This is a genomic window from Frankia gtarii (genome assembly GCF_025403375.1).
GTDB classification, from domain to species: Bacteria; Actinomycetota; Actinomycetes; order Frankiales; family Frankiaceae; genus Frankia; species Frankia gtarii.
The window spans coordinates 1-15,595 of record NZ_JAMPTM010000153.1 but is presented as its reverse complement, the minus strand read 5'-3'; the positions used below and the strand labels follow the sequence as shown (position 1 = coordinate 15,595).

14 protein-coding genes and 1 pseudogene are annotated in these 15,595 nt (G+C 69.7%); 9 read left to right on the top strand and 6 right to left on the bottom strand.

All coding sequences use genetic code 11. From position 1 onward, the window contains the following. The coding region (locus NBZ83_RS20440; protein ID WP_261575600.1) for a class I adenylate-forming enzyme family protein at window positions 1-1,108 on the top strand (1,108 nt) is incomplete at its 5' end. Window positions 1,109-1,337: 229 nt separating this feature from the next. Here NBZ83_RS20440 and NBZ83_RS20435 read toward each other — a convergent pair. The 5 genes from NBZ83_RS20435 to NBZ83_RS20415 all read right to left on the bottom strand — a co-directional run bounded on the left by NBZ83_RS20435 (window position 1,338) and on the right by NBZ83_RS20415 (window position 6,826). After that, window positions 1,338-2,543, bottom strand: a complete 1,206-nt coding sequence (locus NBZ83_RS20435; protein ID WP_261575601.1) for an acyl-CoA dehydrogenase family protein — start codon at window positions 2,541-2,543, stop codon at window positions 1,338-1,340. Between the two features lie 111 nt (window positions 2,544-2,654). After that, window positions 2,655-3,800, bottom strand: coding sequence for a CaiB/BaiF CoA transferase family protein (locus NBZ83_RS20430; RefSeq protein WP_261570168.1), 1,146 nt, complete (start codon window positions 3,798-3,800; stop codon window positions 2,655-2,657). Window positions 3,801-3,971: 171 nt separating this feature from the next. Further along, on the bottom strand, window positions 3,972-4,280 hold the full coding sequence (locus tag NBZ83_RS20425) for a TetR family transcriptional regulator (RefSeq protein WP_261570163.1): 309 nt from the start codon (window positions 4,278-4,280) through the stop codon (window positions 3,972-3,974). Between the two features lie 41 nt (window positions 4,281-4,321). Then, window positions 4,322-5,503 carry an acyl-CoA dehydrogenase family protein gene (locus NBZ83_RS20420; RefSeq protein WP_261570162.1) on the bottom strand — a complete coding sequence of 394 codons (1,182 nt, stop codon included), beginning with the start codon at window positions 5,501-5,503 and terminating at the stop codon, window positions 4,322-4,324. A gap of 90 nt (window positions 5,504-5,593) precedes the next feature. After that, the gene (locus tag NBZ83_RS20415; RefSeq protein WP_498041068.1) at window positions 5,594-6,826 is read right to left on the bottom strand and encodes an amidohydrolase family protein; all 1,233 of its coding nucleotides are present in this window, start codon (window positions 6,824-6,826) and stop codon (window positions 5,594-5,596) included. 284 nt (window positions 6,827-7,110) lie between these two features. On the opposite strand from NBZ83_RS20415, the pseudogene NBZ83_RS33925 reads away from it, so the two are divergent. The 8 genes and pseudogenes from NBZ83_RS33925 to NBZ83_RS20380 form a co-directional block, all read left to right on the top strand. Next, window positions 7,111-7,383, top strand: a pseudogene (locus tag NBZ83_RS33925) (PAS domain-containing protein); the annotation flags it as partial. Next, window positions 7,268-7,549, top strand: coding sequence for a diguanylate cyclase domain-containing protein (locus NBZ83_RS20410; RefSeq protein WP_261570174.1), 282 nt, complete (start codon window positions 7,268-7,270; stop codon window positions 7,547-7,549). The pseudogene NBZ83_RS33925 and the gene NBZ83_RS20410, both read left to right, overlap by 116 nt. Window positions 7,550-7,708: 159 nt before the next feature. Then, the gene (locus tag NBZ83_RS20405) at window positions 7,709-9,418 is read left to right on the top strand and encodes a sensor domain-containing protein (RefSeq protein ID WP_261570161.1); all 1,710 of its coding nucleotides are present in this window, start codon (window positions 7,709-7,711) and stop codon (window positions 9,416-9,418) included. A gap of 138 nt (window positions 9,419-9,556) precedes the next feature. Next, entirely contained in the window at window positions 9,557-10,009 is a 453-nt protein-coding gene (locus tag NBZ83_RS20400) for a nuclear transport factor 2 family protein (protein WP_261570156.1), read from the top strand. A gap of 93 nt (window positions 10,010-10,102) precedes the next feature. Next, entirely contained in the window at window positions 10,103-11,311 is a 1,209-nt protein-coding gene (locus tag NBZ83_RS20395) for an amidohydrolase family protein (RefSeq protein ID WP_261570154.1), read from the top strand. 39 nt (window positions 11,312-11,350) lie between these two features. Then, the gene (locus NBZ83_RS20390) at window positions 11,351-12,106 is read left to right on the top strand and encodes a class II aldolase/adducin family protein (RefSeq protein ID WP_261575599.1); all 756 of its coding nucleotides are present in this window, start codon (window positions 11,351-11,353) and stop codon (window positions 12,104-12,106) included. Between the two features lie 150 nt (window positions 12,107-12,256). Next, window positions 12,257-12,937 carry a PadR family transcriptional regulator gene (locus NBZ83_RS20385; RefSeq protein WP_261575598.1) on the top strand — a complete coding sequence of 227 codons (681 nt, stop codon included), beginning with the start codon at window positions 12,257-12,259 and terminating at the stop codon, window positions 12,935-12,937. An 88-nt stretch (window positions 12,938-13,025) separates the two neighbouring features. After that, window positions 13,026-14,183, top strand: a complete 1,158-nt coding sequence (locus tag NBZ83_RS20380) for a thiolase family protein (RefSeq protein ID WP_261570150.1) — start codon at window positions 13,026-13,028, stop codon at window positions 14,181-14,183. 124 nt (window positions 14,184-14,307) lie between these two features. Here the strand turns inward: NBZ83_RS20380 and NBZ83_RS20375 are convergent. Further along, a partial coding sequence (locus NBZ83_RS20375; protein ID WP_261575597.1) for a CaiB/BaiF CoA transferase family protein occupies window positions 14,308-15,595 on the bottom strand: 1,288 nt, incomplete at its 5' end.

Genomic DNA, 15,595 nt, shown 5'->3' with positions numbered 1-15,595 from the left:
GTGTCGCCGACTCGGCCGCTCAGCGCCGCGGCCCGCCCCCACCCGCTGGCTGTACTACACGTCCGGGACGACATCAGAACCGAAGGGCGTCCGGCATACCGACGCCTCCCTGATGGCGGCCGGCCGCGCGATGGCCGGCCGGATGGAGCTACGTGCCGACGACCGCGAGGCCCTTGTCTTCCCGGTCACCCACATCGGCGGACTGGTGTGGCTGACGGCGGGCCTGACCAGCGGCTGCCGCCATCTCGTCGTGCCGGCATTCGACCCCGAGGCCAGCATCGACTTCCTGTCCCGCGAGGGCGTCACGGTCGCCGGCGGCGGCACGATCTTCTGCACGCACTATCTGGCGCGCCAGCAACGCGAACCGGACCGGCGGATCTTCCCCTCGGTGCGGCTGTTCGTCAGCGGCGGAGCCGGCAAGCCACCCGTGCTGCACGACGAGCTGAAGGCCGCTTTTGGCGGGGGTGGGCTGCTGTCCTCGTACGGCTCGACGGAGGCACCGATCGTCACCCATGGCCTGGTCGACGACGTCGACGACAAGCGCCGCACGACCGAGGGGCTGCCCTGCCCGGGAGTGTCGATGGTGACGAAGGGACCGGCCGGCGAACACCTGCCCCGGGGACAGGAGGGCGAGCTGTGCATCAAGGCCCCGCAGATGTTCCAGGGGTATCTGGACCCGACCCTGGACGCCGCGGCCTTCGATGACGAGGGCTTCTTCCGCACCGGTGACCTCGCGGTCATCGACGGGGACGGCTACGTCGCGATCACCGGCCGGCTCAAGGAAATCGTCATCCGCAAGGGTGAGAACATCAGCACCAAGGAGATCGAGGACCTGCTGCACCGACACCCCAGGGTGGCCGACGTCGCCGTGATCGGGCTGCCCGACCGCGAGGCCGGGGAACGGTGCTGCGCGGTGGTCACCCTCGTCGATCCGGACCGACCGCTCGAGCTCGCCGAGATGGTCGAGTATCTCAAGGCGCTCGACCTCATGGTCCAGAAGATTCCCGAGCAGCTCGAGGTGGTCGACGAGCTGCCCCGGAACATCACCGGAAAAGTCCTCAAGCAACGCCTGCGGGAGCGGTTCGCCGCTGCGGCGGCCGTGGAATAAGCCACGTCGATGGCGACGACCACCAGCAGGGCGTTGGGCTCATCACACCAGCCTGCGCGGAGCGCCAAAGAGTCATGCGGCCGACCTGGTGATCCGATCAGCCACCGCGGACCGGCCGGGACGCGTACCCAGAGGCCCACACAGCCCATCAGGACCGCGCCCGTAGTAACGGCCGAACTGCATCCCTATGCCTCTCTTCTTGTCCTCGTGGGAAACCGGTAGCCCGTGCTCAGCCGCGAATCCGATACTCCTTGAGCAGGGCCCGGCTGATGATGCGCTTCTGGATCTCGGACGTCCCCTCGCCGATCAGCATGAACGGGGCCTCCCGGTAGAGGCGCTCGATCTCGTACTCCTTCGAGTAGCCGTAACCGCCGTGGATGCGGAACGACTCGGTGGTCACCTCGTGGCAGTACTCGCTGGCGAGATACTTGGCCATGCCGGCCTCGACGTCGTTGCGCTGCCCCGAGTCCTTCTTGCGGGCGGCGCTGACCATCATCAGATGCCCGGCCTCCACCTTGGTCGCCATGTCGGCCAGCTTGAACGCGATGGCCTGGTGCTCGGCGATCTGATGACCGAAGGTGCGGCGCTGCTGGGCGTAGGAGATCGCCAGCTCGAAGGCGCGGATCATGATGCCGCAGGCCCGGGCCGCGACGTTGACCCGGCCGACCTCGACACCGTCCATCATCTGGTAGAAACCCTGCCCCCGGGCCGGCTCCCCACCGAGGATCGCGCTGGCGGGAACCCGATGCCCGGCCAGGATCATCTCGGTGGTCTCCACCCCCTTGTACCCGAGTTTCTCCAGCTTCCCCGGAATCGTGATCCCACCGTGGGTGCCGAACCCCGGCTCCTTCTCCAGCAGGAACGTCGTCATGTTCCGGTAGACCGAGTCGGCACCCTCGTCGGTCCGGACCAGCGTCGCGACCACGCCGGCCCGCGCACCGTTCGTCAGCCACATCTTCTGACCGGTGATCAGATAGTCGCCGCTGTCCTCGTCGGCCACGGCCCGCGTCGTGATCGCGGACACATCGGAGCCGCAGCCCGGCTCGCTCATCGAGAACGCCCCGCGCACCTCCCCGGTGGCCATCTTCGGCAGCAGCCGCTGCTTCTGCTCCGCGCTGCCGTGCTGCAGGATCAGGTAGGCCACGATGAAATGGGTGTTGATGACGCCAGAGACGCTCATCCAGCCTCGGGCGATCTCCTCCACGACGAGCGCGTAGGTCAGCAGGGACTCCCCGAGACCGCCGTACTCCGCCGGAATGGTGATGCCGAACAGGCCCATCTCCTTCATGGCCTCGACGATCGCCTCCGGATATTCGTCCTCGTGCTCCAGCTCCGTGGCATAGGGAAGGATCTCCTTGTCCACGAACGTCCGCACAGCCGACAGAATGTCGGCCTGCACCTCGGTCAGACCATCGGTCTGCGCGATCCTGCCCATCACCATCTCCCCTTCCTCTGGGTTATGTCGTGGGTCACCGGCGCTTTCAGTAAGGCTGAGCAGCGCGCAGCGGCGCGGGCTGCCGTCCGCACCTTCGGTCTCCCGTCGCTGTCATCGCTCCCGCGCGCCCCAGCCGGCCAGGACCTCGGCGAGATCCGTGCCCTCGGCCGCCGGGGGGCACGGAAACGCCGACGGCGTGCGTGAGAACCGGGGCGCCGGTGCCGCCTGATCGACCCCGCCGATGGTCACCACGGACCGGCGGGCGACCAGATGCGGATGGCCGGCGGCCTCGGCGAACGACAACACCGGGGTCACGCAGGCGTCCGTCCCGTCGAACACCTTGACCCACTGGTCGCGCGGGCGGCTCGCGAACACCCCGGCGAAACGGGCCCGCACCACCGGCCAGCCGGCCCGGTCATGCTGCGCGGTGAGGTCCGCCCCGCCCAACTCCAGCCCGTCGAGGAGTTGGGCGTAGAACTGCGGTTCGACCGCGCCGACGGCCACGTACCGACCGTCCGCGCAGGTATAGGTCGTGTAGAAGGGGGCCGCCCCGTCGAGGATGTTCGCCGACCGCTCGTCGGACCAGATCCCCATCCCCCGCAACGCCCACACCATCTGCGCGAGCACACCGGTGCCGTCGACCATCGCCGCGTCCACGACCTGGCCCCGCCCGGAGACCGAACGCTCCCACAACGCGGCCAGCACTCCGGCGACCAGGAACATCGAGCCACCGCCGAAGTCCCCGACAAGATTGAGCGGCGGCACGGGTGGGGCACCGGCGGGGCCGATGGCATGCAGGACGCCGGTGAGCGAGAGGTAGTTGATGTCGTGCCCGGCCCGATCGGCCATCGGCCCCGCCTGCCCCCAGCCGGTCATCCGGCCGTAGACCAGCCGGGGATTGCGCGCCAGGCAGGTGTCCGGCCCGAGGCCGAGCCGCTCGGTCACCCCGGGCCGGTGCCCTTCGATCAGCACATCCGCCGCGTCGAGCAGGCTCAGGACGGTCTCCCGGCCGGCCGGGCCCTTGAGGTCGGCGGTGATCCAACGCCGGTTGCGCAGCATGGGGTCGGACGAGCCCGCCTGCCCGGGACGCTGCACCCGCACGACGTCGGCACCCAGATCGGCCAGCACCATGGCCGCATGCGGCCCAGGGCCGAGGCCGGCCAGTTCCACGACGCGCAGGCCGACCAGCGGTCCGGCCGGCGGCCGACCGGACGACCCGGCGCCGGGTGTACCGGGGTGGAGCGGGCTACCGGCCATCGTGTCCTCTCCAACGTCCGCCCTGACCCGGGCACCGGATCCGCCGACCCGGCCGGATCTGACCCCCGGGGAATCCCAGCAGGAACGCTAGCGCAGAGAATATAAAATATGCAACCAATGCCCGGGGGAATCGGGTCGCAACGGTGGTCACCAGACGGAGCGCCGAGGCACTCAGCGGACAGCTCCTCGACCGCAAACGGATCCGACGATGCCTCGACCCGTACCACGAGCCGCGCGAAGTTCGGATTCCGCTGAAAGGCGCGAAGCTCGCGGTGGATGAAGGTCAGGACGCATGAGCACGGACCGCCGTCCATGTCGGTGCCCCGCGCGCGACGCATCCCGCGTCATCTCCGCGCGGACCCGGTCGCTGAGCCGCCGGGCCCAGTCGGTCCAGGCGGCGGCAAGCAGATGATCCTTCGAGGCGAAGTACCGGTAGGTCGTTCCAAGGGACACCCCGGCCTCCTCGGCGACGTCCCGCATCAGCGGATTGTCCGGGCCGACGGCACCGCCAGTTTTCGCCGTCAGGTGACAGGGACGGCGCTGCCCTGGCCCGCGGTGGCGTCACGGAGCAACTGCCGCGCGATCACGATCTGCTGGATCTGACTCGTGCCCTCGTAGATCCGGAACAGTCTCGCGTCCCGGTAGAAGCGCTCGACCGGCACCCCACGCATGTAACCGGCACCCCCGTGGATCTGCACGGCACGGTCGGCGACCCGCCCGACGGCCTCCGAGGCGAAGTACTTCGCGCAGGACGGCCCCAGTCGGGTGTCGCTGCCGTCGTCGAAGCGCGCGGCGACGTCGGTGACGAGGGCCCGTGCGGCGTACAGGTCGGTCGCCGAGTCCGCAAGCAGCCCCTGGACGAGCTGGTGCTCGCCGATCACGCTGCCGCCCTGCCTGCGCGTGGCCGCGTAGGAGACCGACTCGTCGACCAGGCGCTGCGCCAGCCCGACGCACAGCGCCGCGATGTGGATGCGGCCGTGGGCCAGGCACCGCATGGCCGTCGCGTAGCCGCGGCCCAGGCCGCCCTCGCCGCCCACGACCGTCGACGCGGGCACCCGCACGTCATCCAGGCGCACATCGGCGGTCCAGGCTCCGGACTGGCCCATCTTGTGGTCCTTCGGCCCGACGCTGAGGCCGGCGGCGTCCCTGCCCACCATGAAGGTGGTGATGCCGCGACCGCCGCGGGCGTCGGGATCGGTCCGGGCGAAGACCATGAAGACGTCGGCCAGCGGCGCGTTGGTGATGAACCGCTTGGCCCCCGAGATGATCCAGTCATCGCCGTCACGGCGCGCGCTGGTCGCCAGGCCGGCGGGGTCGGAGCCGGCGTTGTCCTCGGTGAGCGCGAACGAGGCCGTCCACTCCCCCGAGGCGATGAGCGGAAGATAGGCCTTCTTCTGCTCCTCCGTGGCCCCTTCGAGCAGGACGTGCCCGGCGATGCCGTTGTTGGTCCCGAACATCGACCGGAAGGCCGGCGTCGTGTATCCGAGCTCGAAGACCAGTCGCGTCTCCTCACTCATGGTCAGGCCAAGACCGCCGTAGATCTCCGGGACGGCGAACCCGAACAGGCCCATGTCCGCCGCGGCCCGCCGGATGTCCGCCGGAATCGCGTCGGTCTCCTCGATCTCGGCCTCGGCGGGAACGACCCGCTCGCGCACGAAGCGCCGCACGGAATCCAGCACCTCACGGAAATCACCCTCGAGCACGGCGCCTCCCCCTGGAACGGTCCACTCCGCTCCCCCACGACGCAGGAATCATCACGTGACCCACACATGCCCGATCATGCGTGGCGGCTGTCACGGCGCGAGCGAAAGGTTGAACAGCCTGATCGCGTTGCCTCGGGTGATCTTGCGGATCTGCTTCTCCTCGAGGTGCCCGAACTGCTCCTGCGCGGCCTTCACCGAACCCGGCCAGGTGCCGTCCTGATGCGGATAGTCCGTCTCGAACATGATGTTGTCCAGGCCGACCCGGTCGAGCAGGTCGATACCGACCGCGTCCTTGAAGAAGCACGCATGGATCTGCCGGTAGTAGTAGGTCGAGGGCCGCTGCGGGCAGTTGAGCTGAGAGTGGCTCCAACCGCGGTGGGTCTCCCAGACGTCGTCGAGACGGTCCAACAGATAGGGGATCCAGCCGATCTGGCACTCGGCGTACATCAGCTTGAGATCGGGAAAGCGGTCGAGCACGCCGGAGAACAGGAAGTCGGTCATGCTCGCGACCGAGTTGCCGAAGATGATGGTGGCCGCCACCGCGTCCGGCGCGTCCGGCGAGGCCTGCGGCGTCCTGGTACCGGAACCGATGTGCATGCACAGCACCGTCCCGGTCTCCGCGCAGGCCAGGAAGAACGGGTCCCAGTACCCGGAGTGGATGCTCGGCAGCCCGAGATAGGTAGGCAGTTCACTGAAGGCGACCGCCCGCACCCCCCGGGCGGCGTTACGCCGCACCTCGGCGGCGGCGAGTTCCGCGTCCCACAGCGGCACCAGACACAGCGGGATCAGCCGGCCGGCGCTGCCACCGCACCACTCCTCCACCATCCAGTCGTTGTAGGCCTGGACCGCCAGCTTCGCGAGCTCCCGGTCCTTCCCCCACAGGAAGATCTGGCCGGCGAACCGGGGGTAGTTCGGATAGCACATCTGCGCCTCGACGCCGTTGAGCTCGTTGTCGGCGATCCGGGCGGCCGGATCCCAGCAACCCCGGCGCATCTCGTCGAAGGTCACGCCCTGGAAAGTGATCTCGTCGGCGGGATAGCCGGCCGCCGCGATCAGGCGCTTCACCGAGTAGCGATGGTCCTCGTAGAACCACCACGCCACCGGCGGGCCCTCGGTGCCCGGCTCCTCGACGTACCCGCCGCCGTCGAGCTTTGGCGTGCCCGACGGCAGGTAGCGCACGTGCGGGCCCACCTCGCGGTACTTCGCGGGCAGACGGGAGGTCCAGAGGTTCTCCGGCTCGACGACATGCGCATCGACATCGACGATCATCGGAATCGGCGACGTCTCAGCGCCCTCCCGGCGGGCAGGCAGTTCGGTGGTCACATCGATCCCCTCCTGGGTCCTCGCGATACCTCGCCCAGCGGCACGACCAACATCGGAAATATTGTAGCAAATATACACTCTATAATCTGCCGAACGGCCCTCCGGACGCGTGGCACCTCCCGTCGCACCTTCGCCCCGAGCCGACGGACGGGCCGCCCCCGCACCGCAAGCCATCACGTAAGACCAGGTCAGGTGGGTCAAAACCCGGTTGCCGACGGCGGACCCGGGTAGGGCTATGGGCTGGGTTGTGACCCTGGGGCGGATGGTGGACGACATTGACAGATGTGGGGGAAGACCGGCATCTCTTCGATCTCCTGGGGGTCGGCGTGACGGTCGTCGGCGTCCACGATCGACGCATCCGTCGGGTCAACGCCGCCGTGTGCCAGATCATGGGACGCGGTCGGGACGAGCTGATCGGCGCCACCTGGGAGCGGTTCGTCCATCCGAACGGTCAGCCGCCTCGCCGGCGACGAGTTCGCGATCGTGTGCGAGGACATCACCGACATCGACGTCCTGCGCGTCATGGCCGACCGCGTGTTGCAGGAGATCAGCCGGCCGAGCCAGGTCACCGGATGCCCGGTCACAGTGACCGCCAGCATCGGCCTCGCCCTGTCCGGGCCCACGGACCACGACGCCGAAGAACTACTACACGGCGCCGACCTCGCGATGTACACCGCCAAGCAGGCCGACACGGGACGACGAGGGCCGACCCCGCCGGGCTGAGCCGGACGACGATCGAGACCGGCCCGCGGGCTCGCCCCGCCCAGCTCGCACCCCGGCTCCCGTCGCTGGCAAACGGGCAGATCAGCAGGGTTGTAGCCGGGTTGCCCGCGATGTTCTCGGGTACGGCTCCAGGAAGGCCCCTGGGGTGGAGGGTGAGCAGTGTCGGCACACACGGCGAACGATCGAGAACTTTTTGATCTTCTGGACATCGGTGTGATCGTCGCCGGCTCCCACGATCGGCGTATCCGTCGGGTCAACACCCGGGCCCGCCAGCTCCTCGGTCGCGCCGCGAACGAGCTGATCGGCTCGCCCTGGGAACGGTTCGTCCATCCGGCCGAACGCGAGGCCCGCATCGAGTCATGCCGGCTGTCCGTGGCGACGGAGCGCACGTGCCCGCAGCACGTGGTGATGCGGGCTATTCGCCCCGATGGCTCCTGCGTCCACTGCCTGGTGTCCACCGTGCTGGTGGAGGACCCGCAGGACGGGGAGCCCCTCACCTTCAGCCACCTCCAGGACGTCTCCCCACTGATGGTCGCCCGGACGCAGCTCGACCTCATAGTCGAGAACTCGAACGTGTGGCTGTTCCTCCTGGACCGGACTGGCCGCATCCTCGCCGCCACCGGGGGGCCGGCCGTCCCGGACGCGGCGAAGCGGTTGCACCGGGCCAGGGCGTCAACCGTCTTCGAGGCATTCCCCGAGAACAGGCGCAGGCACTCGAACCTGCGGCGAGCACTCGGCGGGGAGCGGGTCCAGGCCACCATCAAGGCCTACGGTCGTTTGTACGATCTACAGATGGCCCCGATCAGGGGGGCAGACAGCCGAGTCACTTCGGTGGCGGTGGTCGGAAACGACGTGACCGAACGCGAAAAGGCACAGGCGGAGCTGCGGCGTCGGGCGGCCGAACAGACGGTCGTCGCCGATCTGGCCCAGCGGGCGATCGACGGGGTCGATACCGCGACCCTGTGGGCCCAGGCGGCCCGCGCTCTCGCCGATCATCTCGACGCGGACCTCGTCGAAGGGGTGCGGCTGGCCCGGGGCGACGACGACGGCGACGAGGGTGGCCTGGTGCTCGCCCGGGCCGAGGTGAAGCGACCGGCCGGAGAAAGCGGCCGGGGCGCGCCGAGCCCGGGCGAGCACACCAGGAACCGGAGCGAGAGAGCGCCGAGGCCCGCGATCCTTTCGGTTCCGGTCGGGCGCCCGGACCGGCCGACAGCGATGATCATCGTCCACCGGACCCGAGGCACGCCGGACGAGGCCCGGTTCACTGCCCAGGAGACCCAGTTCGTCCGGACCGTCGGCACGATCCTCGCCTCCGCGGCCACCCGCTTCGAGATGGAGGCCGAGCTGCGATACCGGTCGACCCACGACGGCCTGACCGGGCTCGCGAACCGGACCGCCCTGCTGGATCGCCTGCAACACGCACTGAACCGATCACAGCGCGACCAGCATCGCATCGGGGTGCTCTTCCTCGACCTCAACGGCTTCAAGACGATCAACGACCGGTTCGGGCATCGAGCCGGTGACGAACTGCTGGGCCGGGTCGCCGGACTCCTGCGGCACGCGGTCCGCCCAGGCGACACGGTCAGCCGCCTCGCCGGCGACGAGTTCGCGATCGTGTGCGAGGACATCACCGACATCGACGTCCTGCGCGTCATGGCCGACCGCGTGTTGCAGGAGATCAGCCGGCCGAGCCAGGTCACCGGATGCCCGGTCACAGTGACCGCCAGCATCGGCCTCGCCCTGTCCGGGCCCACGGACCACGACGCCGAAGAACTACTACACGGCGCCGACCTCGCGATGTACACCGCCAAGCAGGCCGACACGGGACGGGCGGTCGTCTTCGATCCATCCATGCACGACCGCTCTTGACGTCCACCCTTGACGTCCATCCTTGACGTCCATCCTCCCGCCGAATATATACTATATCCTATATCTAGCTGACGATCAGCGCTGTGGATCAGTGCCGCGACGAACCGGGACCTCCACCACGTAGCGAAGGAAAACACGATGCCGCGGTTCCGCACCCAGGAGCTTCACGAGGCCTACAAGAACTTCATGGTGGTCTCCGACCAGTGCGCGGCGACCGCCGACTACAACGCGTTCGCCGATCTGTTCACGCAGGACTGCACCTACATCGAGCACGTCTTCGGGGAGATGCACGGGCGCGAAGAGGTCAGGAACTGGATCGTCCCCCTGATGAAGACCTACCCCATCGACCAGATGGTGCGGTACACCCACGACTGGGTTCTCTTCGACGAGGACAACGGCCGTGTCGTCTTCTCGGCCCGAACCCACATGTCCGATCCCGGCGACGGAAGCCTGCACTCGACGACGAACTGGACCATGATCGACTATGCCGGTGACGGACTGTTCTCCCGCGAGGAGGACATCTACAACCCCGAGCATTTCGGCAAGATGATCGAGAGCTGGCAGGCGGCCAGGGACAAGACCAGTTCCTGACCACCGCAGGTCCGCGCCGGACTCCGTCGGGCCGGTCCGTCACAACGGCTCGATCCCCCGCCCAGACCTGAACCGCGCCGCCCGGAGGCGACCGTGCTGAGCCCGGAACTGTTCCTTCCCGAGCCGACGCCCCGCGACGTCCGGTTCACCATCATCTCCGTGGACGACCATGTCGTGGAACCCGCGCACACCTTCGAGGGACGCCTGCCCGCGTCCCTCGCGCAGCGGGCGCCGCGCATCGTGGAGACGCCCCGCGGCCATCAGGTCTGGCAGTTCGAGGGGCAGACGTTCACCCAGGTCGGCATGAACGCCGTGGCGGGACGGCGGCCGGAGACCGTCACGCTGGAGCCGGCGCGCTTCGACCAGATGCGGCCCGGCTGTTATGACATCGATGCCCGGGTCCGGGACATGGACGTCGCCGGGGTGTGGGCGTCGGTCAACTTCCCGTCCCAGATCACCGGGTTCTGCGGTCGGGTGTTCTTCAACGCCGCCGACCCGGACCTCGGCTACGCCTGCGTCCGGGCCTGGAACGACTGGCTGTTCGAGGAGTGGTACGAGGCGTATCCGCAGCGGGTGGTGCCGATGGGCATCACGCACCTGTCGGACCCGGCGCGGGCGGTCGAGGAGATCCGGCGCAACGCGGAGCGCGGCTTCACCGCGGTGACGTTTCCGGAGCGGCCGCACCTGATCGGGCTGCCCTCCCTGTGGCAACGCGACCACTGGGATCCCATCATCGAGGCCTGCGTCGACACCGAAACCGTGATCACGCTGCACGTCGGCAGTTCCGGCCTGGCCGAGCGGCCTCCGGGCGCCCCCGGCCTACAGCTTGGCGCCACCCTGTTCGGCCAGGCGTCCCTGACCGCCTGCGCCGAATGGCTGTGGTCCGGGTACCCAGCCAAACACGCGAACCTCAGGATAGCGATGAGCGAGGGCGGGATCGGCTGGGTGGCGATGCTGCTCGACCGCCTCGACAACATCGTGGACCGGTCCGGCTACGGCGCCGGCTGGGACCTGCGACCGGCCGAGGTGCTCACCCGCAACTTCTGGTTCTGCACCCTGGACGACCCCTCCACCATCGACACCCGCCACCGCATCGGGGTCGAGAACATCATGGTGGAGACCGACTATCCGCACGGCGACGGCACCTGGCCCGACACCCAGCTCGTGCTGGACAAGGCCTGGGGGCACGTCCCGCCGGCGGAGCTTCGCCTGATCTGCAGCGAGAACGCGGCGAGGCTGTTTCGCCATCCGCTGCCGCCGACGGTGCTTCCCCTCGACCGGCCGGACGGATCAGCCCCCTGACCGGCCGGACCACGAGTGCGTACGCGGAAAGGACGCGGCATGACCTTCATTCCGACCGCCGAGAAGCTGCTGCCCGACCTCAGCTCCCGCGACGAACTGGTGCTGCTGGCCCGAACGTTGTGGCGGGAGGGCTACAACGACCACCTCGCCGGGCACATCACCGTCGCCCTGGGCGACGGGACGCTGCTGTGCAACCCCTGGTTGGTGCGCTGGGACGAGCTGCGCCCGTCGCAGGTGATCCGCATCGACCTCGACGGCCGCGTGGTGGAGGGTGACTGGCCGGTCCCGCTCGGGATTCCGCTGCACCTCCAGCTACACCGGATGCGGTCCGACGTGACGTGGGCGATGCACAACCACCCGCTGTTCGGCACCGTCTGGGCCGACCGCGGCGAGATTCCGCCGGTACTTGACCAGAGCTCGGCCCTCGGTGGCGGCGGCGACCTGGTTCTCGTCAACGAGTACGAGGGCCCGGTCAACAACGCGGAGGCCGCACGGGGTGCCGTCGAGGCGATGAACGGCGGCCACTTGGCGCTGCTCGCCGGGCACGGCGTGTTCGTCCTCGGATCGTCGGCCCGGGCGGTGCACCAGCGGGCCGTCGCGCTCGAACAGCGGTGCCAGCGCGCCTGGCACGTCCGCGCGATCGGCGCGATGCCCCGGTCCCCACTGCCGGCATCCTTTCTGACCTACATGAAGGACAGCGACGGTGACGGCTTCCGCGGCTTCTGGGAGTCGTCGGTGCGGGCCGAGCTGCGGGCCGACCCGACCCTTCTCGACAACACCGCGCCGCCTGAGTGACGGAACGATTCGCCGTCCGGCCCCCTCGGCCGGGTGAGAGCGGCCAACGGTCGCCCGTCGACGCCCAAGTAGTCTCTGGGACACGCCCAAGTAGTCTCTGGGACAGTAGTCTGTCGCAGCTGGCGACAGCAGGGTGCCGGAGGAGACCGAATGGTCCGACGGGGAGTGTCCGGCGGCCTGTCGGCCACCAGTTACGCGGTCCTCGGCCTGCTGTGGAACGCCCCCGAGCCGCTGTCGGCCGTCGAGCTCCGGACTCGCGCCAACTTCACGCTCCGCTTCTTCTACTGGGCGCCGGCCGTCAGCCACATCCGCAAGGAGCTGCTGCGGCTGGAGTCGCTGGAACTCGTCACCGCCGAGGAGGTCAGGCTCGGCCGGGTCCGTACGACCCTGGTCCACCGGATCACGCCGCGGGGCGACGAGGTGCTCCGGGAGTGGGTGGCGAGCCTGCCCGACGACGACCCCGTCGTGCTCAAGCACCCGGTCATCCTGCGGGTCTGGCTGGGCGGGGCGACCGATTCGACGCGGCTGGCGGAGATCCTCGACCAGCACCTGGCCCGTACGGAGCAGGTCATCGACCAGCTTCAGTGGGGCCAGCAGCGGGCTCGGGAGTCCGGCATCGACGCCATGCCGGACTCCCGCCACCGACGCGCGGTCAGCGGCTACGTCCTGCGCAGCTACTACGCGGAGCTGGCGAACGTACGGCAGCTTCGGGACGAGATCGCCGACCGCGGCACCCAGGCCCGGCCCGCGGCGGCCGGACCGCCGCCGCTACGGGACCAGGCCGCCTGGTCCGCCGGTTCGGACCCACATGCAGGCAGATCGGAACGTTGACGCGACTAATAGTCGCTGGTCTAATTGGCTCAATCCCCATCGGTCACCGGAGTGACGGCGTGTGCCGCCGAGAGAGGTGGTCCAGACGATGCCCCAGCGCTCCGCCGCCATCGTCGGCGTCCACAACACCGCGCAGGCCCGCAGTCTGCCCGGACGAACCAGTCGAAGCCTCATGCTGGAGGCGGTCCAGGGCGCCCTCGCCGACGCCGGGCTCCGGCTCTCGGACGTCGACGGCGTCAGCGCCGGCACCGACGGGGCGTCGCTCGTCTACGACCTCGACCTCGGGCCGGCCTGGCAGGGGGCGCAGTTCGGGATCTCAATGGTGCTCGAGGCGGCGGCGGCCATCGCGGCCGGCCAGGCCGACGTCGTCCTGATCGTGGCGGCCGAGGCCGGCGTGTACACCGACCGCGCCGCGACTGCCCCCTGGACCCGGCCGGAGCACGAGTTCATCGCTCCCTGGGGGCTGTTCACCGCGGCCGAGTTCGCCCTGATCGCGCGCCGGCACATGATCACCTATGGGACGACCCCGCACCAACTCGCGACGGTGGCCGCGACGATCCGCACCAACGGGCATCGGAATCCGGCGGCCGTCTACACCGGCCGGGGCCCGTTCGAGCCGGCCGACGTGCTCGCCTCCCGGATGGTGGCCGACCCCTTCCATCTCCTCGACTGCTCGATGACCTCCGAGGGTGGCTGCGCTCTCGTCCTCACCTCGGCCCGGCGGGCGGCCGACCTGCGCCGCCCGCCGGTGCACGTACTCGCCGGCGGTAGCGACCACTTCGGGCCGAGCTACCGGTTCCCGCCATCGTGGGACCTGCGGGGCCGGTCGAGTGACGTGCCCAACGGCGAGGTCGGGCGGCGCGCGTTCGACGGGGCGCTGCGTCAGGCCGGCATCGAGCGGGACGACATCGACGTCCTCGAGCTCTACGACCCCTTCTCGTTCGAGATCATCCGCCAGCTCGAGGCCTTCGGGTTCTGCGGGCCGGGCGAGGGCGGCCCGTTCGTCGAGGACGGCCACATCGCCCTCGACGGCAGCCACCCGGTGACCACCGACGGCGGGACGATGTCGTTCAGCCACGCCGGCGCCTCCCCGCAGATGCTCCAGCGGGTCATCCGCGGGGCGCAGCAGGTCCGCGGCGAGTGCGGCGAGCTCCAGGTTCCGGGCGCCGAGATCGCCCTGTGCACCGGCGGCGGAGCGGGTGCCCTGTTCACCACCGTCGCCCTGTTGGGCCGACACCTGAACTGAGCGGGCCTGACGATCACCTCGCCGTCGCCCCGGACGTACGACCCGCGCTGACAGCCGACCTCGGACCGTGGCCATGGGGATGGGGATAAGGGCGCACCCAAGGTGACTGCGCGGCGGCCGGACGTCACACCCCAGCCGGCCGCCGGCTCACGATCCCCGCTGCCAACAACGCGCCGATCTCCGCCGCGCTCAGGCCCAGCACCTCGCCGAGGACGGCCTCGTTGTGTTCACCGAACAGCGGCGGCGGCAGCCGCAGCCACGGATCGGTCCGGTCCGCGAAGGTGAACGGCATCCCCGGCAGCGGGTGCGTGCCGACGACGGCGTGGGCGACCGGCTCGAAGAAACCGCGGGCGGCCAGCTGCGGATTGCCGAGCAGGTCAGCGGACGGCGTGACGGGCGCGACGGGAACCCGGGCCGCTCGCAGCGCGGCGACGGCGCTGTCCCGATCATGACGGGCCGACCACGCGGAGAGGGCCAGATCGATACGATCATGTGCGGCCCGGCGACCGGACACCGTGCGCAGTTCCGGCTCGTCCGGGAGGCCGAGCAGTTCGCGCAGCGCCGACCACTGGACGTCGTCGGTCACGGCGAGCGCGATCCAGGCGTCGTCGCCGGAGCAGCGGTAGGCGCCCTGCGGGGCGGCGAGCGGACCGCGGTTGCCCCCGCGCCGGAGCACCTGGCCGTAGGCGGAGTACTCGACCGCGGCCTCGGCCGCGACGTTGAGAACCGCCTCGACCATGGTGGACTCCACCAGCATTCCCTCACCGGTCCGCTCGCGCTCGACCAGGGCGACCAGGGTCGCGAACACGGCGTGCAGTCCGGCGATCGGGTCGCAGACCCCGCGCGGGATGATCGGCGGCCCGTCCGCCTCGCCGGTCATCCACGCCATCCCACTGGCCTGCTCCATGGTCTGGGCAAATCCGGTGCGATCCCGCCAGGGGCCGTCGAGGCCGAAGGCGGGCATCCGGGTCATCACCGCGGCCGGGTTGGCCGCGTGGACATCCGGCCACTCCAGCCCCAGGTTCGCCATCACCCGGGGCGAGAAGTTCTCGATCACGACGTCGCTGGCCGCCACCAGACTCCGGGCGATGGGCTTCGCCTCGGGCCGGCCGAGTTCAAGGCTGATCCCGCGTTTGTTGGCGTTGGTGGCGAGGAACATCGTCCCCCATTCCCACCAGTCCGGCTCGGACGGGGGCTTGCCGGCGGAGAAGCGCATCCCGTCCGGTCGCGTCACCCCTTCGACCTTGATGACGTCGGCTCCGAGGGAACCGAGTAGCAGCGTCGCCGCCGGCCCGGCCCAGAAGGCCGTGAAGTCCAGTACCCGCAGGCCGGCGAGCGGGAGCGCGCGCGCGGCCGGACTGCCGTCACCGGCGTGGGAAGCGCCCGGCCTCGACACCGGGGACGCGGGGGGC

Coding starts and splice junctions, on each gene's coding strand:
- NBZ83_RS20390 (WP_261575599.1), top strand. CDS start 11,351: ATGACCTTCATTCCGACCGCCGAGAAGCTGCTGCCCGACCTCAGCTCC.
- NBZ83_RS20380 (WP_261570150.1), top strand. CDS start 13,026: ATGCCCCAGCGCTCCGCCGCCATCGTCGGCGTCCACAACACCGCGCAG.
- NBZ83_RS20430 (WP_261570168.1), bottom strand. CDS start 3,800: ATGGCCGGTAGCCCGCTCCACCCCGGTACACCCGGCGCCGGGTCGTCC.
- NBZ83_RS20400 (WP_261570156.1), top strand. CDS start 9,557: ATGCCGCGGTTCCGCACCCAGGAGCTTCACGAGGCCTACAAGAACTTC.
- NBZ83_RS20425 (WP_261570163.1), bottom strand. CDS start 4,280: ATGCGGGACGTCGCCGAGGAGGCCGGGGTGTCCCTTGGAACGACCTAC.
- NBZ83_RS20385 (WP_261575598.1), top strand. CDS start 12,257: ATGGTCCGACGGGGAGTGTCCGGCGGCCTGTCGGCCACCAGTTACGCG.
- NBZ83_RS20435 (WP_261575601.1), bottom strand. CDS start 2,543: ATGGGCAGGATCGCGCAGACCGATGGTCTGACCGAGGTGCAGGCCGAC.